General features: G+C 69.8%; 24 protein-coding genes. 8 read left to right on the top strand and 16 right to left on the bottom strand.

The window, feature by feature from the left end; genetic code table 11:
* Window positions 1–5: 5 nt before the first annotated feature.
* The 4 genes from N7E59_RS08050 to N7E59_RS08035 all read right to left on the bottom strand — a co-directional run bounded on the left by N7E59_RS08050 (window position 6) and on the right by N7E59_RS08035 (window position 4,306).
* Window positions 6–1,343 carry a thymidine phosphorylase gene (locus tag N7E59_RS08050; RefSeq protein WP_261624410.1) on the bottom strand — a complete coding sequence of 446 codons (1,338 nt, stop codon included), beginning with the start codon at window positions 1,341–1,343 and terminating at the stop codon, window positions 6–8.
* Window positions 1,344–1,455: 112 nt separating this feature from the next.
* Complete coding sequence (locus N7E59_RS08045; RefSeq protein WP_261624409.1) at window positions 1,456–1,977, bottom strand: cytidine deaminase; 522 nt, start codon at window positions 1,975–1,977, stop codon at window positions 1,456–1,458.
* A 45-nt stretch (window positions 1,978–2,022) separates the two neighbouring features.
* Window positions 2,023–3,231, bottom strand: coding sequence for an amidohydrolase (locus tag N7E59_RS08040; RefSeq protein ID WP_261624408.1), 1,209 nt, complete (start codon window positions 3,229–3,231; stop codon window positions 2,023–2,025).
* Complete coding sequence (locus tag N7E59_RS08035) at window positions 3,221–4,306, bottom strand: mannose-1-phosphate guanylyltransferase (protein ID WP_261624440.1); 1,086 nt, start codon at window positions 4,304–4,306, stop codon at window positions 3,221–3,223. The genes N7E59_RS08040 and N7E59_RS08035 overlap by 11 nt, the downstream gene beginning before the upstream one ends.
* Window positions 4,307–4,662: 356 nt before the next feature.
* Between N7E59_RS08035 and sdhC the strand changes: the two genes are divergently transcribed.
* The 4 genes from sdhC to N7E59_RS08015 are packed head-to-tail and all read left to right on the top strand — an operon-like array spanning window position 4,663 to window position 8,183.
* Entirely contained in the window at window positions 4,663–5,046 is a 384-nt protein-coding gene (gene sdhC, locus N7E59_RS08030) for a succinate dehydrogenase, cytochrome b556 subunit (protein WP_261624407.1), read from the top strand.
* 2 nt (window positions 5,047–5,048) lie between these two features.
* Window positions 5,049–5,558 carry a succinate dehydrogenase hydrophobic membrane anchor subunit gene (locus tag N7E59_RS08025; protein WP_261624406.1) on the top strand — a complete coding sequence of 170 codons (510 nt, stop codon included), beginning with the start codon at window positions 5,049–5,051 and terminating at the stop codon, window positions 5,556–5,558.
* Window positions 5,559–5,610: 52 nt separating this feature from the next.
* Window positions 5,611–7,398 (top strand): succinate dehydrogenase flavoprotein subunit, encoded by a 1,788-nt coding sequence (gene sdhA, locus N7E59_RS08020; RefSeq protein ID WP_261624405.1) that lies wholly within the window; start codon window positions 5,611–5,613, stop codon window positions 7,396–7,398.
* Window positions 7,398–8,183 carry a succinate dehydrogenase iron-sulfur subunit gene (locus N7E59_RS08015; protein ID WP_261624404.1) on the top strand — a complete coding sequence of 262 codons (786 nt, stop codon included), beginning with the start codon at window positions 7,398–7,400 and terminating at the stop codon, window positions 8,181–8,183. Before sdhA ends, N7E59_RS08015 begins: the two co-directional genes overlap by 1 nt.
* A gap of 466 nt (window positions 8,184–8,649) precedes the next feature.
* Here N7E59_RS08015 and N7E59_RS08010 read toward each other — a convergent pair whose 3' ends face one another.
* The 5 genes from N7E59_RS08010 to N7E59_RS07990 all read right to left on the bottom strand — a co-directional run bounded on the left by N7E59_RS08010 (window position 8,650) and on the right by N7E59_RS07990 (window position 12,855).
* Window positions 8,650–9,858 (bottom strand): YihY/virulence factor BrkB family protein, encoded by a 1,209-nt coding sequence (locus tag N7E59_RS08010; protein ID WP_261624403.1) that lies wholly within the window; start codon window positions 9,856–9,858, stop codon window positions 8,650–8,652.
* A gap of 4 nt (window positions 9,859–9,862) precedes the next feature.
* Window positions 9,863–10,939 (bottom strand): tryptophan--tRNA ligase, encoded by a 1,077-nt coding sequence (gene trpS / locus N7E59_RS08005; protein WP_390905025.1) that lies wholly within the window; start codon window positions 10,937–10,939, stop codon window positions 9,863–9,865.
* A 53-nt stretch (window positions 10,940–10,992) separates the two neighbouring features.
* The gene (locus tag N7E59_RS08000; RefSeq protein WP_261624402.1) at window positions 10,993–11,274 is read right to left on the bottom strand and encodes an Lrp/AsnC family transcriptional regulator; all 282 of its coding nucleotides are present in this window, start codon (window positions 11,272–11,274) and stop codon (window positions 10,993–10,995) included.
* A 61-nt stretch (window positions 11,275–11,335) separates the two neighbouring features.
* Window positions 11,336–12,205: an exodeoxyribonuclease III gene (locus tag N7E59_RS07995; protein ID WP_261624401.1), complete on the bottom strand. Its 870-nt coding sequence runs from the start codon at window positions 12,203–12,205 to the stop codon at window positions 11,336–11,338.
* On the bottom strand, window positions 12,202–12,855 hold the full coding sequence (locus N7E59_RS07990; RefSeq protein ID WP_261624400.1) for a hypothetical protein: 654 nt from the start codon (window positions 12,853–12,855) through the stop codon (window positions 12,202–12,204). Before N7E59_RS07990 ends, N7E59_RS07995 begins: the two co-directional genes overlap by 4 nt.
* 74 nt (window positions 12,856–12,929) lie before the next feature.
* On the opposite strand from N7E59_RS07990, the gene N7E59_RS07985 reads away from it, so the two are divergent.
* A complete protein-coding gene (locus N7E59_RS07985; RefSeq protein WP_261624399.1) occupies window positions 12,930–14,606 on the top strand; it encodes an FAD-binding dehydrogenase in 1,677 nt (558 codons plus the stop codon).
* Window positions 14,603–16,150 (top strand): MFS transporter, encoded by a 1,548-nt coding sequence (locus tag N7E59_RS07980; protein ID WP_261624398.1) that lies wholly within the window; start codon window positions 14,603–14,605, stop codon window positions 16,148–16,150. Before N7E59_RS07985 ends, N7E59_RS07980 begins: the two co-directional genes overlap by 4 nt.
* A gap of 30 nt (window positions 16,151–16,180) precedes the next feature.
* Here the strand turns inward: N7E59_RS07980 and N7E59_RS07975 are convergent, their stop codons facing one another.
* The 7 genes from N7E59_RS07975 to N7E59_RS07945 form a co-directional block, all read right to left on the bottom strand.
* A complete protein-coding gene (locus N7E59_RS07975; RefSeq protein ID WP_261624397.1) occupies window positions 16,181–16,492 on the bottom strand; it encodes a hypothetical protein in 312 nt (103 codons plus the stop codon).
* Window positions 16,493–16,576: 84 nt separating this feature from the next.
* Complete coding sequence (locus N7E59_RS07970) at window positions 16,577–17,209, bottom strand: hypothetical protein (protein ID WP_261624396.1); 633 nt, start codon at window positions 17,207–17,209, stop codon at window positions 16,577–16,579.
* Window positions 17,210–17,247: 38 nt separating this feature from the next.
* Entirely contained in the window at window positions 17,248–17,958 is a 711-nt protein-coding gene (locus N7E59_RS07965) for a hypothetical protein (protein WP_261624395.1), read from the bottom strand.
* Window positions 17,959–18,129: 171 nt separating this feature from the next.
* Complete coding sequence (locus N7E59_RS07960) at window positions 18,130–18,720, bottom strand: hypothetical protein (protein ID WP_261624394.1); 591 nt, start codon at window positions 18,718–18,720, stop codon at window positions 18,130–18,132.
* A gap of 67 nt (window positions 18,721–18,787) precedes the next feature.
* Window positions 18,788–20,077 carry an ABC transporter permease gene (locus N7E59_RS07955; protein WP_261624393.1) on the bottom strand — a complete coding sequence of 430 codons (1,290 nt, stop codon included), beginning with the start codon at window positions 20,075–20,077 and terminating at the stop codon, window positions 18,788–18,790.
* Window positions 20,074–20,910, bottom strand: coding sequence for an ABC transporter ATP-binding protein (locus N7E59_RS07950; protein ID WP_261624392.1), 837 nt, complete (start codon window positions 20,908–20,910; stop codon window positions 20,074–20,076). The genes N7E59_RS07955 and N7E59_RS07950 overlap by 4 nt, the downstream gene beginning before the upstream one ends.
* A gap of 120 nt (window positions 20,911–21,030) precedes the next feature.
* Window positions 21,031–21,213 carry a hypothetical protein gene (locus tag N7E59_RS07945; protein WP_261624391.1) on the bottom strand — a complete coding sequence of 61 codons (183 nt, stop codon included), beginning with the start codon at window positions 21,211–21,213 and terminating at the stop codon, window positions 21,031–21,033.
* A 19-nt stretch (window positions 21,214–21,232) separates the two neighbouring features.
* On the opposite strand from N7E59_RS07945, the gene N7E59_RS07940 reads away from it, so the two are divergent.
* Together N7E59_RS07940 and N7E59_RS07935 are read left to right on the top strand one after the other, a co-directional pair.
* On the top strand, window positions 21,233–22,213 hold the full coding sequence (locus N7E59_RS07940; RefSeq protein ID WP_390905032.1) for an ABC transporter ATP-binding protein: 981 nt from the start codon (window positions 21,233–21,235) through the stop codon (window positions 22,211–22,213).
* Window positions 22,206–24,017 carry an ABC transporter permease gene (locus tag N7E59_RS07935; RefSeq protein WP_261624389.1) on the top strand — a complete coding sequence of 604 codons (1,812 nt, stop codon included), beginning with the start codon at window positions 22,206–22,208 and terminating at the stop codon, window positions 24,015–24,017. Before N7E59_RS07940 ends, N7E59_RS07935 begins: the two co-directional genes overlap by 8 nt.
* Window positions 24,018–24,022 lie beyond the last annotated feature (5 nt).

Here is a 24,022-nt window from a genome sequence, read left to right as displayed (position 1 = left end):
ACGGGTCAGAGGTCGTCGGCGGTGATGCGCCCGAGGATCAGCTCCTGCGGGGCGGCCTGTGCGGACTCCTCGACGTCGACGGCGCCGGTCAGCGCCTCCTCGGCCCGTCCGATCCGCTGCTCCTCATCGGTGAGCAGGGTGAACAGCGGCTGGCCTTCGGTGACCTGATCCCCCGGCTTCGCGTGCATCCGCACCCCGGCCCCCGCCTGCACGGCGTCCTCCTTCCGGGCGCGGCCGGCTCCCAGGCGCCAGGCGGCCAGGCCGACGGACATGGCGTCCATCCGAGTGAGCGTGCCCGTGGCCGGGGCGGCCACGGTGTGCTGGTGGGCCGCCTGCGGCAGCGCGGCGTCGGGGTCTCCGCCCTGGGCGGCGATCATCCGGCGCCAGACGTCCATGGCTCGGCCGTCGCGCAGAGCCTCGGCGGGGTCGGCCTCGGGCAGGCCCGCGGCGGTGAGCATCTCCCGGGCCAGGGCCACGGTCAGCTCGACGACGTCGGAGGGTCCGCCGCCGGCCAGGACCTCCACGGACTCCTCGACCTCCACGCCGTTTCCGGCGGTCAGCCCCAGCGGGGACTCCATCGAGGTGAGCAGCGCGGTGGTCGCCACACCGGCGTCGGTCCCCAGGGCGACCATGGTGCGGGCGAGCTCGTCGGCGTCGGCGCGGGTCTTCATGAACGCACCGGCTCCGACCTTGACGTCGAGGACCAGCGCGTCGGTGCCCTCGGCGATCTTCTTCGACATGATCGAGGAGGCGATCAGCGGGACGGCCTCCACGGTGCCGGTGACGTCGCGCAGGGCGTAGAGCTTCTTGTCGGCGGGGGCGAGCCCGGCCCCGGCCGCGCAGATGACCGCGCCGACCTCGTCGAGCTGGCGGAGCATCTCCTCGCTGCTCAGCGAGGCCCGCCAGCCGGGGATCGCCTCGAGCTTGTCGAGGGTGCCGCCGGTGTGGCCGAGTCCTCGGCCGGAGAGCTGCGGGACCGGGACGCCGAAGGCGGCGACCAGCGGCGCCAGCGGCAGGGTGATCTTGTCCCCGACGCCTCCGGTGGAGTGCTTGTCCGCGGTCCGGCGGCGGGTGCCGTCGGCGGTGGTCAGGGAGGAGAAGTCCATGCGTTCGCCGGACTCGATCATCGCGCGGGTCCACCGCGAGATCTCTGCCCGCTCCATCCCGCGCAGCAGGACCGCCATCGCGAGCGCGGACATCTGCTCCTCGGCGATGCGGCCGTCGGTGTAGGCGTCGATGAGCCAGGCGATCTCGTCGTCGGCCAGACGACCGCCGTCGCGCTTGGTCCTGATCAGATCGACGACGTCGAAGGCCTGGGGGTCGGGTGTGCTCTCTGCGGTCATGGCGCGTCACCTCACTGGGTCGGGCGTGCTGTCTCGGTGTGGTCTGGGTCGATGCGGACGTCGAACGGCGCCGACGCGGCTGCGGACGCCGACGAAGACGCCGGTGCGGGGCTCAGTCGGTGCGGGGGCCCGGATCGGCGTGGTCTCCGACTCCGAGGTCGTTCGGTCCGAAGGCCTGCGGCAGCAGCTCGTCCATGGTGATCACGCCCCGGGCCGTCCGCACGTACATGGTCTCGGCGGCGAACTCGTGGAGCAGCTGACGGCAGCGGCCGCAAGGGGTGATGAGCTCGCCGGAGCCGTCGACGCAGACGAACGCCGCGATCCGGCCGCCGCCGGACATCCGCAGCTGTCCGACCAGGGTGCATTCGGCGCACAGGCCGACCCCGTAGGAGGCGTTCTCCACGTTGCAGCCGCTGACCACGGTCCCGGTGTCCAGCTCCGCGGCGGCTCCGACGGGATATCCGGAGTAGGGGGCGTAGGCCTTGGTCATCGCGATGCGGGCCCGGGTGGTCAGGGCGTCCCAGTCGATGCGTCCGGCGTCGGCGGCAGCACGCAGGCTGCCGGTCAGCTCGAAGTCGTCCTCTGCCGGTGCGCCGCGGCGTGCCGGCTCTGCGCGGTCGTCGTTCACGCTCATGGCCCCATCCTACGGCGCGGCGCACTCGGCTGCCCGGCCGTCTCCTCAGACACCGCCGAGCAGCCGACGGGCGGCGCCGAGCATGACCCGGAGTCCGACTCCGATCGCCCGTTCGTCGGGGACGTAGTCTCCGCGGTGCAGGTCGTAGTCCTCCCCGCCGGGGGTGCGGGTGCCCAGCCGGAACATCGCACCGGGACGCTCATGGGTCATCCAGGCGAAGTCCTCGCCGCCCATGGACTGCGGCGCCAGCAGCACCGCGCCCCGTCCGAGCACCTCCCGCGCCGCGGACTCCACCAGCCCGGTCTCCGACTCGGTGTTGTGCACCGGGGGGACCCCGCGCACGTGCTCCACGTCGACGTCGACGCCGAACGGGGCCGCGCACTGGGTGATGATCTCGTCGAGCACGTCCCCGGCCCGCCACCAGTCCTCCGCGTCGAGGATGCGCATGGTCCCGGTCAGGGTCCCCGTGGCCGGGATGGCGTTGTGGGCGCTGCCGGCGTGGATCTGACCCCACACCAGCGAGACCGCCGAGCGCACGTCGATCCGCCGGGCGAGCACGTTCGGCGCCGTGGCGGCGATGTGCGCCAGGGCCCCGACCACGTCCTCGGTCAGGTGCGGCCGAGAGGTGTGCCCGCCGCGGCCCGAGACCTCGATGCGGACCACGTCGGCCGCGGAGGTGATCGCTCCGATGCGGGTGCCGATGGAGCCGACGTCGATGCGCGGCTCGCAGTGCAGCGCGAAGACCCGCGGCAGCGGCTCCAGCACCTTCTGGGCGATGACCTCCAGCGCCCCGCCCGGCATGGTCTCCTCGGCCGGCTGGAAGATCACGCGCACCGTGCCGCCGATGCCGCCGTCGGTCTCGGTGTGCAGCCGGTGCAGGGACAGGGCGAGCCCGAGCATCACGGTGGTGTGGATGTCGTGTCCGCACGAATGGGCGACGCCCTCGTGCACGGAGGCGTAGTCGAGCCCGGTGAACTCGGTGATGGGCAGGGCGTCGATGTCTCCGCGGAACCCGGCCACGTGCGGTCCGGCGCCGACGTCGACGTAGAGGCCCGTGGTGGTGGGCAGCAGCTGCGGGTCGAGGCCGGCCTCGCGCAGCCAGCCGGCGATCCGCTCGGTGGTCTGCACCTCCTGCCAGGAGAGTTCGGGGCGGGAGTGCAGCTCACGACGCATCCCGATCAGCCGCGGCTCCAGCTCGGCCGCGACCGCACCGGCCCGGTCCGACGTGCGGCCCGAAGACGTGTCAGAGGACATCGGAGTCTCCCTTCTCGCGCAGCGCCTCCACGGCCTGCTTGACCGCCTGGGCGTGATCGGTGGTGGTGACCAGCAGGGCGTCGTCGGTGTCGACCACCACGATGTCCTCGACGCCGATCAGGGCGACCACGCGCCGGGTGTCGGAGACCACGACGCCGGAGGACTGGTCGGAGTACACCCGCGCCTGTTCGCCGAGAACCGTCATCGCATCCTCGTGCTCCGCCGGGTTGAGCCGCGCGATCGCGGCGAAGTCGCCGACGTCGTCCCAGGTGAAGTCCCCCGGAACGACGGCGACGTCACCGGCGTCGGCCGCCGGTTCGGCGACCGCGTAGTCGATGGCGGTGCTGGTCAGCGTCGGCCAGACCCGGGCCATCACCTCCTCGGCGCTTCCGTCGCCGGCCTCCCAGGCCTCGGCGATCTCCGTCAGCCCGGCGTGCAGCTCAGGCTCGGTCCGCCTCAGATGGTGGAGCAGCAGTCCGACCGGTGCTACGAACATCCCCGCGTTCCACAGGTGGTCCCCGGAGTCGACGTAGCGCTGGGCCGTCGCCTCGTCGGGCTTCTCCACGAAGCGGTCGACCTGATGGGCGTGCGGGGCGCCGTCGACGTCGAGCTGCGCTCCGCGTCGGATGTATCCGAAGCCGGTCGACGGGTAGGTCGGGGTGATCCCGATGGTGACGATCCTGCCCGTGGCGGCGGTCGCGGCGGCCTCCCGGACGGCGTCCTGGAAGGCGTCGACCGGGGCGATCACCTGGTCGGCGGCGAACGAGCCCATGATCATGTCCGGGTCGCGGTGGGCCAGGATCGCCGCGGCCAGACCGATCGCCGCCGCCGAGTCCTTCGGAGAGGGCTCGAGGATGAGGTCTTCGACGTCGAGCTCCGGGATCTGCCGGCGCACCGCCTCCCGGTGGTCCTCCCCGGTGACGACCATGACGTGCGCTCCGGTCAGCGGCGCCATGCGTTCGTAGGTGCCTCGGATCAGCGTGGTCCCGGAGCCGGTGAGGTCATGGAGGAACTTCGGCGCCTTCGCCCGGGACAGGGGCCACAGACGCGTCCCCACACCTCCGGCGGGGATCACTGTGGTGAAGCGTTCGAAGGGATCGGCGCGGGTCGCGGCGGGCGTGCGTGCGGCGCCCTCATCTCCATGAGTCACCCCTACAGGGTAGACGGACGTGACCGGTCTGCGCGGCGCGCGGAGCGCCCCGCGGCATTCGGCACCCCGCCCGGCGCGGGCCCATCGGACGCGCGTACGTCGCAATATTGCCGCGACCTCGTCGTCGCGGCCCGACCTGGGGGCCGCGGTGTCGTACGCTGGTGTCTCGAGATCGCATTCGCACCGGCCTCGTACGAGTCAGCACCGCCGCGCGATCGCCGCACCCGAGGGAGGGGCGGTGGGCGGTCTTCCGTGCGGCGCTGCAGGGAGGTTAGGAACTCGTGACGCAAACCAAGACAGGCGGGACCCTGTACCGGGGCCGCGAAGGCATGTGGTCGTGGGTCGTCCACCGGATCAGCGGGGTGGGGATCTTCTTCTTCCTGCTGGTCCACGTGCTCGACACCTCGCTCGTGCGGGTCTCCCCCGAGGCCTACGACGCCGTGATCGGCGCCTATAAGAACCCCATCATGATCGTCGGCGAGATCGGACTGGTCGGCGGCATCGTCTTCCACGCCTTCAACGGCCTGCGCATCATCCTCGTCGACTTCTGGAAGCAGGGCACCCGGTACCACCGGCAGCTCCTCTGGGGCGTCGTCGGGCTCTGGGTGATCACCATGGCCGCCTTCACCGTCCGCCACCTGATGCTGTTCTTCCAGGGAGCCTGATCATGACGACCAAGAACCCCGAAGCGGTCCTCCCCGCGCACGGCATCGAGGCCCCGCGCTCCGGCCGAATCGACCCCAAGTACCTCCGCAGCGGCTCCGGCTCCGGCAGCTTCGAGATGGCCGCCTGGCTGTTCATGCGCATCTCCGGCCTGGCGCTGATCGTGCTGATCTTCGTCCACCTGTGGACCAACCTGATGATGGGCGACGGCATCCACCAGATCGACTTCGGCTTCGTCGCCGGCAAGTGGGCCAACCCGGTCTGGCAGTTCTGGGATCTGGTGATGCTGTGGCTGGCGATGCTGCACGGCACCAACGGCATGCGCACGATCATCGACGACTACGCCGAGAAGGACCGCACCCGCGTCGCACTCAAGGGCATCCTCTTCGTCGCCTCCGCAGTGATCATCACCCTGGGAACCCTGGTGATCTTCACCTTCGAGCCCTGCCTGATGGACTCCTCCGGCGAGCTGCTGGACTCCGTCCCGGCCTTCTGCCACGACGTCGTCGGCTGACCCTCCGTCGAGCACCACCTCTGAGACACCCGAGAAGAGAGACCCTCCACTGATGCAGGTACACAAGTACGACGTCGTCATCGTCGGCGCAGGAGGCGCCGGCATGCGCGCCGCCATCGAATCGGGCCAGCGTGCGCACACCGCCGTGCTGACCAAGCTCTACCCGACCCGCTCCCACACCGGGGCCGCGCAGGGCGGCATGTGCGCCGCGCTGGCCAACGTGGAGGAGGACAACTGGGAGTGGCACACCTTCGACACGGTCAAGGGCGGTGACTACCTCGTCGACCAGGACGCCGCCGAGGTCATGGCCAAGGAGGCCATCGACGCGGTCCTCGACCTCGAGAAGATGGGGCTACCCTTCAACCGCACCCCGGAGGGGAAGATCGACCAGCGCCGCTTCGGCGGCCACACCCGGGACCACGGCAAGGCCGCCGTGCGCCGCGCGTGCTACGCCGCGGACCGCACCGGTCACATGATCCTCCAGACGCTGTACCAGAACTGCGTGAAGCACAACGTCGAGTTCTACAACGAGTACTACGTGCTCGACCTGCTCACCGTCGAGGAGGAGGCCACCCGCGAGGACGGCTCCACATTCATGCAGAAGCGTGTGGCCGGCGTGGTGTCCTACGACCTGGCGGACGGGGAGATCCACATCTTCCAGGCCAAGTCCGTCGTCTTCGCCTCCGGCGGTCTGGGCAAGATCTTCAAGACCACCTCCAACGCCCACACCCTGACCGGCGACGGCATGGCCATCGCCTACCGGGCCGGGATCCCGCTGGAGGACATGGAGTTCGTGCAGTTCCACCCGACCGGCCTGGCCGGACTGGGCATCCTGCTCTCCGAGGCCGCCCGCGGCGAGGGAGGCATCCTGCGCAACGCCGATGGCGAAAGGTTCATGGAGCGCTACGCCCCCACCATCAAGGACCTCGCCCCGCGTGACATCGTCGCCCGGTCGATGGCCGAGGAGGTGCGGCAGGGGCGCGGCGCCGGTCCGAACAAGGACTACGTGCTGCTGGACCTGACCCACCTGGAGCCGGAGCACATCGACTCGAAGCTGCCCGACATCACCGAGTTCGCCCGCACCTACCTGGGCGTGGAGCCCTACACGGAGCCGGTGCCGGTGTTCCCGACCTGCCACTACGCCATGGGCGGGATCCCGACCACGGTGGACGCCGAGGTCCTGCAGGACAACGAGACCATCGTGCCCGGGCTGTACGCCGCGGGCGAGGTGGCCTGCGTCTCGGTCCACGGCTCGAACCGTCTGGGCACCAACTCGCTGCTGGACATCAACGTCTTCGGCAAGCGGGCCGGGATCTCCGCGGCCGAGTACGCCGCAGGCGCCGAGTTCGTCGAGCTGCCGGAGACCCCGGAGACCGCGACGGTGGAGATGCTCGACGTCGTGCGCAGCGGCTCCGGCGGCGAGCGGGTGGCCGCCATCCGATCGGACCTGCAGGAGACCATGGACGCGAACATGCAGGTGTTCCGCTCCGAGGAGACCATCCGCGAGGCGCTCGACGTGATCGACAAGCTGCGCGCCCGGTACCGGAACGTGCAGATCCAGGACAAGGGTCGGCGGTTCAACCTCGACCTGCTCGAGGCTGTGGAGCTGGGCTTCCTGCTCGACATGGCCGAGGTCATGACCGTTTCCGCCCTGCACCGTCAGGAGTCCCGCGGCGGCCACTACCGCGAGGACTTCCCGGACCGCGACGACGACCGGTTCATGCTGCACTCGATGCTCTACAAGGACCCTGAGGCTGAGATGGAGGGCATCAAGGGCATCCGTTTCGACACCAAGCCGGTCGTCTTCACCCGTTACGAGCCGATGGAGCGTAAGTACTGATGAGCACCACTTCCGACGTCGCAGAGCCCGCCTCCAAGGTCGACCTCGATCAGGGCGAGGGCGGGGGCGAGGTTCCCAGCTTCGACATCACCCTCAAGGTCCGCCGCTACGACCCGGAGTTCTCCGAGGAGGCCCGGTGGGACGAGTGGACGATCACCATGTTCGGCACCGACCGCGTGCTGGACGCCATGCACAAGGTCAAGTGGGAGATCGACGGGTCGCTCACGTTCCGCCGCTCCTGCGCGCACGGGATCTGCGGCTCGGATGCGATGCGCATCAACGGACGCAACCGTCTGGCCTGCAAGACCCTGCTGAAGGACCTGGACACCTCCAAGCCGATCACGGTGGAGCCGATCAAGGGTCTGCCGATCGAGAAGGACCTGATCGTGGACATGGAGCCGTTCTTCCAGTCCTACCGAGAGATCATGCCCTTCCTGATCAACAGCTCTCCGGCCCCGACCGCCGAGCGGCTGCAGTCGGCGGAGGAGCGCCAGCGGTTCGACGACACCACCAAGTGCATCCTGTGCGCGGCGTGCACGTCGTCCTGCCCGGTGTTCTGGACCGACGGGCAGTACTTCGGGCCCGCCGCCATCGTGAACGCGCACCGATTCATCTTCGACTCCCGCGACGACGCCGGCGACCTGCGCCTGGAGGTGCTCAACGACAAGGAGGGCGTGTGGCGCTGCCGCACGACCTTCAACTGCACCGACGCATGCCCGCGCGGCATCGAGGTCACCAAGGCGATCGCCGAGGTCAAGCAGGCGATCCTCACCCGCGCGATGTGATCGCCGTGACCGACTGACCGTCGGAGCACCGCGCATCCGGGTGCGCCCCGGCGCAGAGAGGGGGCAGGAGGAGATCGGATCTCCTCCTGCCCCCTCTCTCTGTCTCCGTCTCTGTGCCGCAGCACTGCCCGAGCCTGTGCACTCTGAGCCTTGAAGCGCCCCGCACCCCGGTGCTCCCCTGACCCCTACAGCGCCCTCCCGACCCGTTGCTCCCCTGACCCCACCGTCGAGGGAGCGAATCCTGCGGCCCGGATCGGCGTGTCGCGGCACGTCGTGCTCCCTCGATCAGCGGGGCGGCGGGCCCACTCATCGAGGGAGAGAAGTTCGTCCCCACCGGCCGGCGAGTCGGGGCGAGATTCTCTCCCTCGATGGTGGGGGCGGAGTCAAGCAGGAGGTGGGGCGAGGTCACGAGCCGGCCGGACGTGCACGCGGACCGCTGCGGAGTCACTGCGGAGTCACTGTGGGGTCACTGCGGGGAGCGGGCTCCGGAGGCGCGCCGCTCACTGCGACGCTCCGCGCGGCGGGCGACCCCCACCGCTCCCCAAGAGGCGGCCAGCAGGATCACCAGGCTGAACAGGAAGAAGTAGAAGAACAGCCCCAGCACGGCGGTGAACGAATCGAGGATCGGATTCGCCGATCCCGCGAACAGCTGCCCGGAGACCATGCGCAGCAGGGAGGCCCCCACCGCGGCGATCAGCACCGACTGCCACAGCACCGCCACCGGGATCACCACCCGTGAGGCCACCCGGAGCAGCAGGAGCGCCAGCAGCCCGTCCATCAGGAACGTGACCAGCGGGATCCCCGCCCGGCTGATCACCGTCATCAGGGGCCCCTCGTCCCACCCCAGGAACTCCATGGCGGTCTGCACCACGTCGGTGGTCAGCGCCCACAGGCCGACGGTGCCCAGCAGCAGCACCGCCACGATGAGCATCAGCCCCAGATCCCGCAGCTTCACGATGATGATGTTCTCGGCCATCAGCGGTCGGTCGAAGATCGAACGCACCCCCGACCGCAGCCCGTGCAGCCAGCTCAGCGAGGTCACCACGAGCACCACCAGGGACACCCCCAGCGCGGCGCTGAACCCCTGCTGGCGGAACAGCTGCTCCTGAGAGGCCAGTCCCCCGCCGTCGCCGGTGTCGATCAGCCCGGGGATCGCCGTGTTCACCGCGGCGACGAGGTCCTGCTGGAGCTGCTCGTTCCCGCCGACCACGATGCCGGCGATCGAGAAGCCGGCGACCAGCATCGCCGCCACCGAGAAGAACATCATGTAGGCGGCGCCCGCCGCCATGACGGTCCCGTAGTGGAAGAAGAAGAGGTTCACAGTCCGCATGCCGCGCGTGGTGTCCAGCCGGGTCAGGCCCCAGAAGATCATCGCCGGGATCAGCGCACCGGCACCGCGCCGCTCGCGGCGGATCCTGCCGACCTCCCTCCGCGCCCTCAGCTCCCGCTGACGCAGGGTGTGCAGGTCGACGGGGTCCGGGCGGGGGGTGACCTCCTGGCGATTGTCGATCCTGTCGATGCGGCTCTTGGCCGATTCGAGCAGGGCATGGTGCTGCGAGGTGCGCGGACGGATCCGGTCGTCGGGGCCCAGTGGGACCGACCCCGACTCATCGGAGCGCCGGGTGCGGTGCGGCTCGGAGCCGGCGCTCCGTCGACCTGCGTCCTCACCCGCCACGACGTCAGTCCTGCGCCGGCGGCAGGAAGCCGATCTTCTCGTAGACCTCGGCCACCACTGGCCGTGCGGTCTCCCGCGCCTTGGCCGCGCCGCGGGCCAGCAGGGCGTCGAGCTCGGCCCGGTCGTCCAGCAGCTCCAGCGCCCGGTCGCGGACCGGTCCGAGCGCGGCGACGACGACGTCGGCCAGCTCCACCTTCAGGTGTCCGTACATCCGACCCTGGAACTCCTCGACCAGGTCGTCGATGCTGCGCTCCCCGACCGCGGAATAGATCGCCAGCAGGTTCGAGACCCCAGGCTTCTCCTCACGGTCGAAACGGATCTCGGTGCCGTCGTCGGTCACGGCCGAGCGGATCTTCTTCGCCATCTGCTTATCGGTGTCGAGCAGGTTCAGCAGCCCGTTGGGCGACTCCGCCGACTTGCTCATCTTCGCCGTGGGGTTCTGCAGGTCGTAGATCCGCGCCCCGGACTCGGGGATGAACGGCTCGGGCACCCGGAAGGTCTCCCCGAAGCGGTGGTTGAATCGCTGGGCGAGGTTCCGGGCTAGCTCCACATGCTGCTTCTGGTCGTCGCCCACCGGCACGCCGTGCGGCTGGTACAGGAGGATGTCGGCGGCCATGAGCATCGGGTAGGCGAAGAGCCCCACCCCGGCGGCGTCGGTGCCGGACCTGCGGGTCTTGTCCTTGAACTGCGTCATCCGGGAGGCCTCGCCCATCCCGGTCAGGCAGGTCATGATCCAGCTCAGCTGGGCGTGCTCGGGCACCTGGGACTGGACGAACAGCGTGGAGCGTCCGACGTCGATCCCTCCGGCGATGTACTGCGCGGCGGTGCGGTGGGTCCGCTCGCGCAGGTCGGTCGGCTCGTGGGCGACGGTGATGCCGTGCATGTCCGGGATGAAGAAGTAGGCGTCGTACTCCTCCTGGGTCCGCACCCAGTTCTTCAGAGCGCCGATGTAGTTCCCCAGGTGCAGGGAGTCGGCCGAGGGCTGCATGCCGGAGAGCACCCTCTCCCGCGCCCCCTCCCCGACTCCGGGGAGCGTGGTCGCACCCGTCGCGGGCTCCTGGCTGTGCGGGGTCTGACCCACGTATCCGTCCTCTCGATGCTGCTGCGTCGTGTGTTCCCCTGCCGCGGGGCGGCTCAGTCCTCCATGCCGAGGGCGAAGCCGGCCTCCAGGTCGGCCTCGCTGTGCGCCCGGAAGGCCACGAGCGTCTCGGTGTCCCGCAGGCCGGGCACCTTCGCGATGCGGTCCGGGATGAGGCTGGAGAGGTCGTCGAACCGGCGCCCCTCCACGATGGCCACCAGGTCCCAGCCGCCCGTGACCGAGTAGACCTCACGGACCCCGTCGACGGCGACGATCTGCTGAGCCGCCTCGACGATGGCGTCCTGGTCGGTCTTGATCATCACGATCGCTGTCACCATGGTCGGGCCCTCCTGAGGGGATGTGTGCGGCGACGTCGTCGGACGTCCTCGGTCTCCGCCCTCAGCTTAGGCGATAGTCGACCACCAGAGGGGCGTGGTCGGACCAGCGCCGCGAGTAGTCCGCGGCCCGATCCACCCGCGGGTTCTCGGAGAGTGCGGCGAGCGCCGGGGTGGCCATGTGGTAGTCGATGCGCCAGCCGGTGTCGTTGTCGAAGGCCTTCCCGCGGTAGGACCACCAGGTGTAGGGGCCGTCGACCTCGCCGGCGTGGCGGCGGGCGACGTCGACGTAGCCGCAGGAGCCGAAGAAGTCGTCGAAGTAGGCCCGCTCCTCGGGCAGGAAGCCGGAGTTCTTCCTGTTGCCCCGCCAGTTCCTGATGTCGAGCTCGGTGTGGCCCACGTTGAGGTCGCCGAGCACGAGCACGTGGTCCTTCTCGGCGGCGAGCTGCGGCAGGTGTCCGCGCATGTACTCGAGGAAGCGCATCTTGTGGTCCTGCTTGGTGCTGCCGACCTCGCCGGAGTGGACGTAGACGCTGACCATGGTGAGCGTGCTCCCGTCGGCCAGGGGCAGATCGACCTCGACCCACCGTCCCTGGTCCTCGGCGTGCCCCTCACCGATGCCGCTGCGTCGGGCCCGGGGCTCCTCGCGGGTGGCGACGGCGACGCCGGCGCGGCCCTTGGCGGCGGCCTCCTCCTCGTGGAGGTGCCACGGCCCGCCGGCCGACTCGGTCATCTCGTCGAGCAGCCGGCGGGTGATCGACGCGTCGGCGCGGACCTCCTGCAGCGCCAGCACGTCGACCTCCCGGTCGGCCAGCCACTCGCCCATCCCCTTGCGGTGGGCGGCGCGGATCCCGTTGACGTTGACCGAGGCCACACGGAGCCGACCCTCGGGCTTGGGGTCGCGGACGGTGTGGGGGCTCTGCTCGGCGCTCATCGGACCACGCTCCCCGAAATGGTGCCGTCGTCGTCCCCGCGCGTGCGGTCCTCGCGGGCGTGCCGGGGCCGCTCATCGGACTGCTCACCGGCCGGTTCTCCGGCCTGCTCCTCGGTCCGCTCGGCGCTGCGCCGCCCCACCAGGTCGGCCAGCATGTCGCGCCCGTTGTGCGCGGTCTGCTCGATGGTCTCCAGGGACCTCAGAACCATGTCGATGTCGGCCTCGCCGCCCCTCTCCAGCTCCTCGGCGATGACCCGCTTCTGCACCTGGACGATCTTGAACGAGTGGTCCAGCTTCAGGTTCCGGGTGTGGGCGTCCTCGTCGACGACGACGGTCCCCCCGCCCGAGGCGGAGTTCCGCGCAGCCTGGTCGGCCCGGGCGTGCTCGATGGTCTCCCCGACCTTCCGGGCGCCGCGGCGGACGAACAGCACCACGCAGGCGGCGAGCAGCAGCCATCCGGCCGAGATCGCGGCGATGATCCACCCGATGACGTCGTTCTGGTTGGCAGCCAGCACGAGGGCGACCAGCAGCACGGTGATCATCACGGCGAAGGTCATGCGCGGCAGGTTCAGCGGACCGGACCGCTCCTCGCGGGACGACCGGTCGGATCCCCCGTGCACGCCGGAGGGAGGCAGGGACTGAGAGCTCATGGGTGCGATTATCCCCGGCTGCGGGCTCCCGTGGCGAATCGCCGGATCCCGGTCGCCTGGACTAGGTTCGGACCATGGAGTGCGACGTCATCGTGGTCGGTGCAGGCCTCTCGGGGCTGGTGGCCTGCGACGAGGCCGCCCGTGCGGGGCTGCGCGTCGTGCTCGTCGATCAGGAGTCCGAGGCGAACCTGGGCGGTCAGGCGCACTGGTCCTTCGGCGGCCTCTTCCTCGTCGACACGCCCCAGCAGCGGCGCTTCGGCGTCAAGGACTCCTTCGACCTGGCGTGGCAGGACTGGCAGGGTTCGGCCGGCTGGGACCGACTGACCGGTGACCGTCCTCAGGACCTGTGGGGCCGCCGGTGGGCGCGGGACTACGTCGAGTTCGCGGCCGGGGAGAAGCTGTCCTGGCTCCGCGAGCGCGGGGTCCGCCTCACCCCGATGGTCGGGTGGGCCGAACGCGGCGACGGCACCGCAACGGGCCACGGCAACTCGGTGCCGCGCTTCCACATCGCCTGGGGCACCGGCACCGGGGTCAGCGACCCCTTCGTGGGGCGGGCCCGGGAGGCCGCCGCGGCGGGACGGGTGCGGATGCTCTTCCGCCGTCGCGTCGACGATCTCATCGTCGAGGACGGCGCGGTGGTCGGGGTCTCCGGTGCGGTCCTGCGGGAGGATCCGGCACCGCGCGGCGTCGCCGCCGACCGCGTCGTCGTCGACGACTTCACCCTGCGCGCACCCGCCGTGGTGGTGGCCTCGGGCGGCATCGGCGGCGACCAGGAGAAGGTCCGCCGCTGGTGGCCCTCACGCATGGGCACTCCCCCGGCCCGCATGATCTGCGGGGTGCCGGCCTCGGTGGACGGGCGGATGCTGGACATCGTCGCCGACCGTGGTGCCCGGCTGGTCAACCGCGACCGCATGTGGCACTACACCGAAGGCATCCGGAACTGGGATCCGGTGTGGCCGGACCACGCGATCCGGATCCTGCCCGGGCCCTCGTCGATGTGGTTCGACGCGATCGGCCGTCGCCTCCCCGCCCCGGGTCTGCCCGGCTTCGACACCCTGGGCACCATGCGTCTGCTCCGCACCGATCCTGACATCAGCGGATTCGACCACTCCTGGTTTGTACTGAACCAGAGGATCATCGAGAAGGAGTTCGCGCTCTCCGGCTCCGAGCAGAACCCGGACCTCACGGAGCGGGATCTGCGGCTGCTGCTCCGCAGTCGGCTGGGCTCCGGCGCCGCGCCGCCTGTGGAGGCCTTCAAGGAGCACGGGGAGGACTTCGTCGTCGCTGAGACGCTGGACGAGCTGGTCGCAGGAATGAACGCCCTGCAGGGCGATGACCTGCTGCGGGCCGACCACCTCGCCGAGCAGATCGAGGCGCGCGACCGGCAGGTTGCCCAGCCCTTCTCCAAGGACGTCCAGATCATGGGGATCCGCAACAGCCGCCGGTACCGGGGCGACCGGCTGCTGCGCACCGTCGCCCCGCACCGGATCCTGGATCCGAAGGCGGGTCCGCTGATCGCGGTGCGCCTGCGGGTGGTCACCCGCAAGACGCTCGGCGGCATCCAGACCGACCTTGAGTCGCGCGTCCTGGACGACGACGGCGCTCCGATCCCCGGGCTGTGGGCCGTGGGTGAGGCCGCCGGGTTCGGCGGAGGCGGGGTCCACGGCTACAACGCGCTGGAGGGCACCTTCCTCGGCGGGTGCCTGTTCACCGGCCTGCGCGCCGGCCGGTCCCTGGTCGAGCGCCGATGAGCCGCGGAACCTCGGACGGCGCCGGCGGCGTGTCTCAGGCACGGACGATGACGGCGCTGCTGACGCCGCTGTTCGCGGCGCTGATGAGCATCAGCATCGTCAACGTGGCCCTCCCGGCGATCGAGGAGGGCCTCGACGCAGGGTCCGCCGATCTGCAGTGGGTGCTCTCCGGATACGCGCTGGCCTTCGGCGTGGCCCTGGTCCCGGCCGGACGTGCCGGCGACCTCTGGGGACGACGCCGATACTTCCTGGTCGGCGTGGTCCTCTTCGGCGCGTCGTCGCTGCTGTGCGCCCTGGCCCCCACGGCGGCCGTGCTCAATGTGGGACGGCTGCTCATGGGCCTCGGCGCCGGGACGCTCACTCCGCAGATCATCGGGATGATCCAGTCCCTGTTCGACGGTGCCGCCCGCGGCCGGGCCTATGGGCTGATGGGCACGGTCATCGGCGCCGCCGTCGCGTTCGGGCCGACGGTGGGCGGCCTGCTCATCGACCTGGCCGGCGACGACCTGGGATGGCGGCTGACCTTCCTGATCAACATCCCGGTGACCGCGGTCGCCTGCGTCCTGGTGGTGATGTGGCTGCCCGGACCGGCGTCCCCGCCGACATCGCCGACGTCGCCGACGTCGCCGAACGGCCCGGACGCCGACCCTCAGGCCGGAGAGGAATCGGTCGAGCATGGTCAGGACCCCGCACTGCGGTCGGCGCGACCGGGGATCGGCGCCCTGGATCCGATGGGCGCCGTGCTGCTCTCCGCCGCGGTGCTGCTGCTCATGCTGCCGTTCCTCGGCACCCCGGGGGTGGTCGGGGCGGCGCTGGGGCTCGCCGGCGCGGCCCTGCTGGGGATATGGATCGTGTGGGAGCGGCGTCTCGGCGCGCGCCCCGGCGGCAGTCCGATGGTGGACCTGCGGCTGTTCTCACTTCCCAGCTACACCCTGAACTCCGTCGTACTGACCCTGTACTTCTCCGGAATGCCCGCCATCTGGGCGATCGTCGCGGTCTACGTCCAGCAGGGACTGGGGTTCAGCGCCGTGGTGGCCGGGCTCGCCACCCTGCCCAGCGCGGTGTTGGTGATGGCGCTGTCCTCCGCGGTCGGACGGCGGGTGGGCCGCTTCGGTCCGCGGTTCCTGGTGGTGGGCACCACCACGGCGGTGGTCGCGATGCTGCTCGTCGCCGGGACGGGGGCCCTGTCGGGCACGGTGTGGGGGTCGGTCTGGGTGATCGCGGCGGTGGTGGCGCTCGTCGGTGCGTCCCAGGCGATGATCATCCCCAGCGCTCAGACCCTGTCGATGCAGGACGTGCCGCCGCGACTGGCCGGTGCCGCCGGCGGCGTGGCACAGACGGCTCAGCGGCTGGCGACGGCGGTGGGCATCGCAGTGGTGACGGCCGTGTACTTCGCCGTCGAGCAGGCCTCGGACCACTCGGCCGGCTTCATGGCCGCCTCTCTGACGATCGCGGCGTTCCTCGTCCCGTCCGCGGCGATGGCGGTGCTCATCGCTCGTCGCGCCGACCGCGGCCCCGGGTCCGCGGCGCAGAATGCCGACTGAGCGCAGACTGCGGTACCGCTCGGAGCAGGTTCAGCGCAGCGGAAGCACCTCGCGGAGATCCTTGGCCAGCGCGTACTTGGGCTTATCGGCGAAGAGGATGCCGCGGATCTCCGACTGCTCCCACTCCTGCTCGGCGGCCGCGTAGGCGGCGGAGTCACCGGCACGGCTGACGAACCACGTCAGCTGGGTGCGGTCCGCATCGATCCACATCTGCTCGACGCGGAAGCCGAACTGCTCCCGTGCGGGGATCACCTCGTCCCGGAGGAACGCGAGGAACTCCTCCGCCAGTTCGGGGTCGATGGTGTAGCGGCGCATCCAGGTGGTGCGCGTCTCCTCAGCCATGGGGGGCTCCCCTCGTGAAGTCGATGGACCCTCATCCTACGGACAGCCGACGTCGAACACCGGGCCGCTCACCTCCCCGGCGCGTCAGGTCCCCGGCTGATGCGGAGGCTGCGAGCCGCCGGGCGCGTATCCCTGGGGCCCGTAACCCTGGGCTCCATATCCCTGCGGTCCGTAGCCGGGCTGGCCGTACCCCTGCTGGGAGTGGGGCCAGCCCCCGTTCTGATCCCGGGAGCCCCACGGCGTGCGGATCGCGACGACCAACCACCAGACGTTCACCGCGAAGAACACGAGGGTCACGATGATGGAGAGCACCGCCACCAGCACTGCTCCGCCCCCTTCGTAGAAGGCGACCATCCAGATGACCATCATGAAGAACCCTCCGAAGAGGTGCGCCGCGCCTCCGAGCACGAACCCGACCAGCCCGACGATCCGGCCCCAGCCGGCGTCGGCGCGGAGCCCGAAGAACGTCACCGCGTAGAGCACGGCTCCGACCACGACGACCGCGAGGCCGCCGAAGACGAGGACCCCGAAGTTCCCGTCCAGGGTGAGGCTGCCGCCCGCACCCCGGTAGGCGACGACGTCGCCCATGCCGTAGCCGATCGCACTGATCGTCGCATAGCGCGTGACCGTATCGAGCAGGTGGAGCAGCAGGAAGACTCCTGCCGAGATCAGTGTGACCCGGCTCAGTGCACGGAACCGTCGCTGCTGTGACGCCATGGTGGGGATGTCCTTCCGCTCTCAGTGGTCGACTGCCCTCAGGATCCGGAGGACGTCGCCCCCATCATAGGGGCCGGGACCAGAGCCTTCGGGGCCGACGACGATGACGGCGTGGCAGACCGACCCCCGGGCGTGGCCCGGGCGGCTGCGACGATCCACCAGACGGTGGTGCCGAAGTAGCCCGCCCACAGCAGGGTCGCCGCCGTCAGCAGGGCCGCGGTCATCAGGTACAGGGGGTCGAGCGAGAGCGCCATCCCGAACGCCACGACGGGCAGGGAGAAGATCTGCCCCAGGGACAGGCTCCCCAGCAGCCCGAGGCCCGCCAGGACGAAACCCGTCACGCGGGCCCACTGCCGCTCCCGGGACATGCCCACGGCAACCACCCGATACAGGACGCCGGCGGCGAGGAGGCCCAAGGTCATCACCACCGAAGCGGCGATGCCGGGCATGAGCATGACCAGCAGGTACCCGTCAGCCTCACCGGAGCCCGATCCGCGGCCGTCGTCCCAGACCCCGGTGGTCATCGCACCGAACACCAGCAGGCCGACGACGGTGGCCAGCACTGCGGCGACCAGAGCCACCGCGGAGAGCACCAGCGCCGGCTGCGCCGTGCCCAACGGCGGACGCGCGGGCCGCGGAGGCCCGTACGTCAGCTCGGCGGGCAGGTGCCATGGGTAGGGGTGCGGATACAGAGTCTGCTGCTGAAACTGGCGCTGCGGATGGTGTGTCCGATGGTGCCCCTGGTGCATGGTCCCCTCCCGGGTCCGACGGCGGTGCGGTCTCGCCGTCGATGCTGGCAGAGGGGATTCTGCGACGCCTTCAGCTCTCCACAGGGGGTGAGCGGTCCACAGCCTGCTGGACGCCGGTGGACGGCATCCCGCAGGCTGTGGCAGTGCGCAGGCTCGCGCGGAGACGGACCGTCAGCGCTTGGCCCGGTCGGCGAAGTAGGCGTTGTTGACCCCGGAGAACGCCGTGATCAGCCACAGCACGTTGATCACCAGGAAGATCACCGAGATCGCGAGGCTGATGATGCCGACGGCTCCGGCCTCCATCATGGCGCCGGCTCCCAGCATGCCGAACCCGGTGAAGATGATTCCGAGTCCGCAGAACACGGTGCCCAGGATCCTCGCCCAGTTCTTCACCTTCTTCAGCCCCATCAGGACGATGAGGTAGACGATGAGCGCGACGACGACCATCAGCACGCCGGAGACGAGGCCGAAGGTCGTCATCATGTCGACGGCCTCCTGCGAGCTCTCCACCCCCTGCATCTCCAGCTGGGCGCGGACCATGTCCTCGTCCATCGAGGTGATGATGGCTGTGACGCCGGAGAGCAGGTAGACCACCATCGAGGCGATGGTCAGCGTCCGCAGCCGACCGAAGGCCTTGGGCCGCTCCATGGGTCCGCCGTAGGCGGCGTGGGGGTCGTAGGCGTGGGTGCCGAACTTCGAGTGCTGCTCCGGCCCGACTCCGGGGTTGGTGCCCTGCGGGTCGCCGTAGGGATTCTGTGTCATGGTTCCGTTCCTCCTCATCGATGGTGATGATGTCAGGGTCTGTGCGCGCCGCCGATGGGCGACCGTGCTACTCGTATCTCAGCGCGTCGATCGGGTCCTTCTTCGCCGCGCGGGCCGCCGGAAGCGTCCCGGCCAGGAAGGCGATGCCGACCACCAGCACGGTGATCAGGACGATGGAGATCGGGTCGACGGCGAAGAGCACCAGACCCACCACGTTCTCCAGCGGGCCGTTGACCAGCAGGGCATTGCCGATGACCCCGGCACCGACCCCGGCACCGACACCTATCAGCGAGCCCATCAGTCCGATGACGATGGCCTCCATGGAGAAGAGCCCGAACACCTTGCCGCGGCTCATCCCCAGGGCCTTCATCAGACCGATCTCCCGGGTGCGCTCCTGGACCGACATCAGCAGGGTGTTGACGATGCCGAAGCTGGCCGCGACGAGGGCGATGATCGCGAACCCGCCGAGCACCCAGGTCACCGTGTTGATGATCCCCTGGATCATCCCCAGCTGGTCTTCGAGGGTCATCCCGGTCAGGCCGTCGTCGGTGAGCTGCTCCTTGATGCTCGTCTCGTCGGCCTCCATGTCGTCGACCTGGGCGACGGCATAGATGTAGGTGCTGGGCTGCTCCTCCGGCAGACCGGACATCGCCGCCTCGTTGATCTGCTCGCTGAGCTCCCGCGACGGGGTGGGCACCTGCCCGGTCTGGGAGACAGAGGGCTCGGAGACGCCGGAGATGGTGGCTTCGACGGTCTCCTCCTCCTGGGCCAGGTTGGTGAAGCCCAGCTGGACGGTGTCGCCGACGACGTCGGACGGCGAGTCGCCGCCCAGGGCGGAGACCCAGGCCTCGGGCACGGCGAGCTCCATGGCGTCCTGCGCCGGCGGGTCTCCGGCGACCATCTCCAGGGCTCGGGCGTCGACGGACTCCCCCATCCGGTTGACGGTCCACTGCTCACCGTCGGCCCCTTCGAGGTAGTCGACGTCGATCATCACGATGGCCTGGACGGACTCGACGCCGTCGATGTCTCGGACAGCGTCGATGTCGTCGTCGTCGAGGGTCGAGGTGCCCATCATGGTCATCTCGCCGGAGTCGCCGTCGGCGTCGTACTCGGACGGTCCCTCATCGTCGGCGCCCTGCTCCTGGGCCGCCTCCTGGGATCCCATCACGTACATCTCGTCCTCTTGGCCGAAGCCCTCGACGACGTGGTCGACGTACTTGTTGATGCCCGCGCCCATGCCGAAGGTCAGCGTCAGCGCGAAGGCACCGATGACGATGGCGATGACGGTGAGGAAGGTGCGCAGCTTCGAGCGCAGCGTATTGCCCAGGGCCGTCTTGGCCACATCGAAGGACTTCATGCCCGACCCCCCTCAGACTGCTCGGCCTGATCGGCCCCGTCGATCTCGTCCTGGTCCTCCAGGCCGAGCTGGGAGGGGTCGAAGGTGTCGTCGTCGGTGTCGGTCTCGGTGCCGAGGGTGGAGTCCACGTGGTGGTCGACCAGCACGCCGTGCTCCTCCGAGACGATCATCCCGTCCTGCATGATCAGTCGCCGGGAGCACCGTGCGGCGAGGTCGTCGTCGTGGGTGACCACGACCAGCGTGATCCCATGGTCCCGGTGGAGTCCGAACAGGATGTCCTCGACGATCTCCGAGGTGGCCGAGTCGAGGTTGCCCGTGGGCTCGTCGGCGAAGATCACCGCCGGGCTGTTCACCAGCGCGCGGGCGATGCACACCCGCTGCTTCTGACCACCGGAGAGGTCCTTGGCCTTGTTCTCGGCCTTGTCGTCCATCTCCAGCTGGGTGAGGACCTCCAGGCCGCGTCGTTCGCGGTCGGCCTTGGACCAGCCGGAGATCTTCAGCGGCAGGGTGACGTTCTCCAGCACGCTCTGGTGGGCGTTGAGGAAGAACTGCTGGAAGACGAATCCGAAGGTCTCGTTGCGCAGCCGGGAGACCTCCTTGGTCTTCAGCTGGGAGACCGGGCGTCCGTGGAGTGCGACCACGCCGGCGGTCGGGGCGTCGAGCAGGGCCAGCAGGTGCATCAGCGTCGACTTGCCGGACCCTGACTTGCCGACGATGGCCAGCGATTCGCCGTCGTGGATCTCGAAGGTCAGTCCCTTGAGCGCGTCGAACCGTGACTCTCCGCTGCCGTAGACCTTGACCAGGTTCTCGGTCTCGAGAACTGGGGTGGACATGAGGGGGCTCGTCCTTTCCTCGGCAGGTGTGTTCCGTTCAGCCTCATTCTGACCCATGTCGCGAGGGCGGCGCATCGGCCGTGAGGATGATGTCGCCTCGACCGACCGGACGACGTCCACTCAGAGGCACAGACCTTCGTCACCGACGCCCCGGCGGCAGGCGGATCGGGCGACCACGTCGGAGACGCCGCAGCCGTCCTCGAACTGTTCGACGGTGATCTCCGGACGCTCGCCGCGGAGGGAGAGCACGGCGGCCCGCGGCCTCTGGCCCGGGGATTGTTGGGTGGATAAACTGTCGGCCATGTCTGCTCCTCTCCGGACGATGGACTCCGCCCCGTCGTCAGCATCGGCTCCTGACGACGTCCCGGCGGTGCGGGCCACGCGTCTGACCAAGTCCTATGGGAACTTCACCGCGGTCGACGGCATCGATTTCACGGTACCCCGGGGAGAGGCGTTCGGACTGCTGGGGCCCAACGGTGCCGGCAAGTCCACCACGATGCGGATGATCGCGGCGGTCTCCGCCCGCACCGAGGGAGATCTCGAGGTCGCCGGACTGGACCCCCAACACCACGGTCCCCTGGTCCGCGCCCGCCTCGGAGTGATCCCCCAGCAGGACAACCTGGACGAGGAGCTGACCGTCCGGGAGAACATCATCATGTACGGCCGGTACTTCGGACTGCCGCGGCGCCACCTGTTCGCCAAGGCCGACGAGCTGTTGGAGTTCGCCCAGCTGACCTCCCGTGCGCGCTCCAGGGTGGAGGACCTCTCCGGCGGGATGAAGCGTCGGCTCACCATCGCCCGCGCCCTGGTCAACGATCCCGACATCCTGCTGCTCGACGAGCCCACCACCGGCCTGGACCCGCAGGCACGGCACATCCTGTGGGACCGGCTGTTCCGGCTGCGCGAACGCGGCACCACCCTGGTGCTGACCACCCACCACATGGACGAGGCCGAGCAGCTGTGCAATCGGCTGATCGTCGTCGACCATGGGCGGATCATGGCGGAGGGCTCGCCGGCGGGTCTGATCCGTGAGCACTCGACGCGTGAGGTGCTGGAGCTGCGCTTCGGCACCGACCGCAACGCCGAACAGGCCGAGGAGCTGGAAGCCCGGCTGCGGCGCGACGACGTCGGCTTCGACCGCATCGAGGTCCTGCCGGACCGGCTGCTCGTATACGCCGAGCGCGCCGAGGCCGCCTTGGAGACCGTCCATGCCGCGGATCGACGACCGGTGACCTCCCTGGTGCGCCGGTCGTCGCTGGAGGACGTGTTCCTCCGACTGACCGGGAGGAGCCTCATTGACTGAGCGCCGGTCACCTCAGGCCGTCGACACGGGCCCCGCCGCGGATCCCGCTGCGGATCCCGCTGCGGATCCCGCCGCCGACAAGGACCGGCTGGCCCGGCGGGTCGGACGCCGCGGGGTGCTGTACCAGGCGGAGCACACGCTGCGCGGCATGCGCGCCTACGCCGGGGTGATCATCACCAGCTCGATCGGCGAGCCGCTGCTCTACATCCTGGCCATGGGGCTGGGGCTGGGCGTGCTGATCGGCGACAGTCCCGAGATCGCCGCCTACGGGGCCGACTCGTACCTGATGTACATCGGGCCGGCGGTGCTGGCCTCGACGGTGGCGATCACCGCAGGGATCGAGTTCACCTTCCCGGTGATGGAGAAGTTCAAGTGGCGGCGCATCTACTACGGGGCACAGGCGACTCCGCTGACTCCGGCGCAGATCGCCACCGGGCACATCGTCGCCGCATCCTGCCGATTCGTGCTCCACGCCGCGCTCTTCGTCGGGGTCCTCGCGCTCTTCGGCGCGGCGGGCGGCGCCTGGGCGATCCTGCAGGTGGTCACTGCCACGCTGGGGGCGCTGGCGATCGGCCTGCCGATCATGGCGTACATGGCGTCCCTGCGGGAGGAGCGCGGACATGCGGCGCTGATCCAACGATTCGTCATCATGCCCCTGTTCCTGTTCTCCGGGACGTTCTATCCGCTGAGCAACCTGCCGGGGCCGCTGCAGATCGTCGGGTGGATCTCGCCGCTGTGGCACGCCAACGAGCTGGGACGGGTGCTCGCGTTCGGTCAGCCGACCTCACCGGCGATGCTCGCCGTGCACACCGGGGTCCTGGTGCTGTTCGCCGTGGGCGGCTGGGTGGCCGTGATGTGGGTGTTCGAACGGCGGCTGGGCCCGAGCGAGTGGCAGGGACGCACCCCCGGAGAGCGGTCTCGGCTGCGCCGGGAAGCACGGATCGAGGCCCGGGACCGGGCCTCCGACTCAGAGGGCGTCGACGGCGACCACCGGGTTCCCGAGGTCCGTCCGCGCACCGGGATCGGGGCGAACTGGTACTCCGGGAACATCCGTGCGGTGTTCTCCCGCGGCCTGGTGGCCATCCGGAACAACCGTGGGGTCATCTTCGTCTCCGGGTTCCTGGAGCCGGTCCTGTTCCTGACCTCGTTCGGACTGGGCGTCTCACCGATGATCTCCGGAGTGGAGACCGCCGACGGCGGACGGATGAGCTACGCGGCCTTCATCGCTCCGGCGCTGCTGGCGGTCTCGGCGATGAACGGCGCGATCTTCGACTCCACGTGGAACGTGTTCTTCAAGCTGAAGATCACCAAGCTCTACCGCTCCATGATGGCGACGTCATTGGGCCCGCTCGACGTCGCCGTCGGTGAGATCCTGCTGGCACTGTTCCGCGGAGCGATCTACGCAGTCGGGTTCCTCACCGTGCTGGTCGCGGCGGGTCTGGTCTCGCCGGCGAGTGCCGCGCTCATGCTGGTGGCCGCGCTGTTCATCGCTCTGGGCTTCGCCTCATGCGGCATGGCGGTCACCTCGTACATGACCCGCTTCCAGCAGATGGACTGGCTGATGATGTTCCTGGCGCCGATGATGCTCTTCTCAGCGACGTTCTTCCCGATCTCGGTCTACCCGGAGTCCGTACAGCTGTTCATCCAGGCGATGCCGCTGTGGCACGGTGTGGAGCTGATGCGAGACATCGCCGCCTGGGACTTCGGAGCCATGACGCTGGTGCACATCGGGTACTACCTGGTGATGATCACCGTCGGGATGACGGCGGCGACGATGCGGATGAAGGCGCTCTTCCTGCGCTGAGGGGC

It is taken from the genome of Nesterenkonia marinintestina, from assembly GCF_025420485.1.
Lineage (GTDB): Bacteria > Actinomycetota > Actinomycetes > Actinomycetales > Micrococcaceae > Nesterenkonia > Nesterenkonia marinintestina.
Note: the sequence above shows the minus strand (reverse complement) of the source record. Positions and strands in the feature narration are given on the sequence as shown.

Excerpts from the sequence above, each read along its gene's own strand:
- N7E59_RS08050 (WP_261624410.1), bottom strand. The coding sequence starts at position 1,343 with ATGACCGCAGAGAGCACACCCGACCCCCAGGCCTTCGACGTCGTCGAT.
- N7E59_RS08045 (WP_261624409.1), bottom strand. The coding sequence starts at position 1,977 with ATGAGCGTGAACGACGACCGCGCAGAGCCGGCACGCCGCGGCGCACCG.
- N7E59_RS08040 (WP_261624408.1), bottom strand. The coding sequence starts at position 3,231 with ATGTCCTCTGACACGTCTTCGGGCCGCACGTCGGACCGGGCCGGTGCG.
- N7E59_RS08025 (WP_261624406.1), top strand. The coding sequence starts at position 5,049 with ATGACGACCAAGAACCCCGAAGCGGTCCTCCCCGCGCACGGCATCGAG.
- sdhA (WP_261624405.1), top strand. The coding sequence starts at position 5,611 with ATGCAGGTACACAAGTACGACGTCGTCATCGTCGGCGCAGGAGGCGCC.
- N7E59_RS08015 (WP_261624404.1), top strand. The coding sequence starts at position 7,398 with ATGAGCACCACTTCCGACGTCGCAGAGCCCGCCTCCAAGGTCGACCTC.
- N7E59_RS08000 (WP_261624402.1), bottom strand. The coding sequence starts at position 11,274 with ATGGTGACAGCGATCGTGATGATCAAGACCGACCAGGACGCCATCGTC.
- N7E59_RS07995 (WP_261624401.1), bottom strand. The coding sequence starts at position 12,205 with ATGAGCGCCGAGCAGAGCCCCCACACCGTCCGCGACCCCAAGCCCGAG.
- N7E59_RS07990 (WP_261624400.1), bottom strand. The coding sequence starts at position 12,855 with ATGAGCTCTCAGTCCCTGCCTCCCTCCGGCGTGCACGGGGGATCCGAC.
- N7E59_RS07985 (WP_261624399.1), top strand. The coding sequence starts at position 12,930 with ATGGAGTGCGACGTCATCGTGGTCGGTGCAGGCCTCTCGGGGCTGGTG.
- N7E59_RS07980 (WP_261624398.1), top strand. The coding sequence starts at position 14,603 with ATGAGCCGCGGAACCTCGGACGGCGCCGGCGGCGTGTCTCAGGCACGG.
- N7E59_RS07975 (WP_261624397.1), bottom strand. The coding sequence starts at position 16,492 with ATGGCTGAGGAGACGCGCACCACCTGGATGCGCCGCTACACCATCGAC.
- N7E59_RS07970 (WP_261624396.1), bottom strand. The coding sequence starts at position 17,209 with ATGGCGTCACAGCAGCGACGGTTCCGTGCACTGAGCCGGGTCACACTG.
- N7E59_RS07965 (WP_261624395.1), bottom strand. The coding sequence starts at position 17,958 with ATGCACCAGGGGCACCATCGGACACACCATCCGCAGCGCCAGTTTCAG.
- N7E59_RS07960 (WP_261624394.1), bottom strand. The coding sequence starts at position 18,720 with ATGACACAGAATCCCTACGGCGACCCGCAGGGCACCAACCCCGGAGTC.
- N7E59_RS07955 (WP_261624393.1), bottom strand. The coding sequence starts at position 20,077 with ATGAAGTCCTTCGATGTGGCCAAGACGGCCCTGGGCAATACGCTGCGC.
- N7E59_RS07950 (WP_261624392.1), bottom strand. The coding sequence starts at position 20,910 with ATGTCCACCCCAGTTCTCGAGACCGAGAACCTGGTCAAGGTCTACGGC.
- N7E59_RS07945 (WP_261624391.1), bottom strand. The coding sequence starts at position 21,213 with ATGGCCGACAGTTTATCCACCCAACAATCCCCGGGCCAGAGGCCGCGG.
- N7E59_RS07940 (WP_390905032.1), top strand. The coding sequence starts at position 21,233 with ATGGACTCCGCCCCGTCGTCAGCATCGGCTCCTGACGACGTCCCGGCG.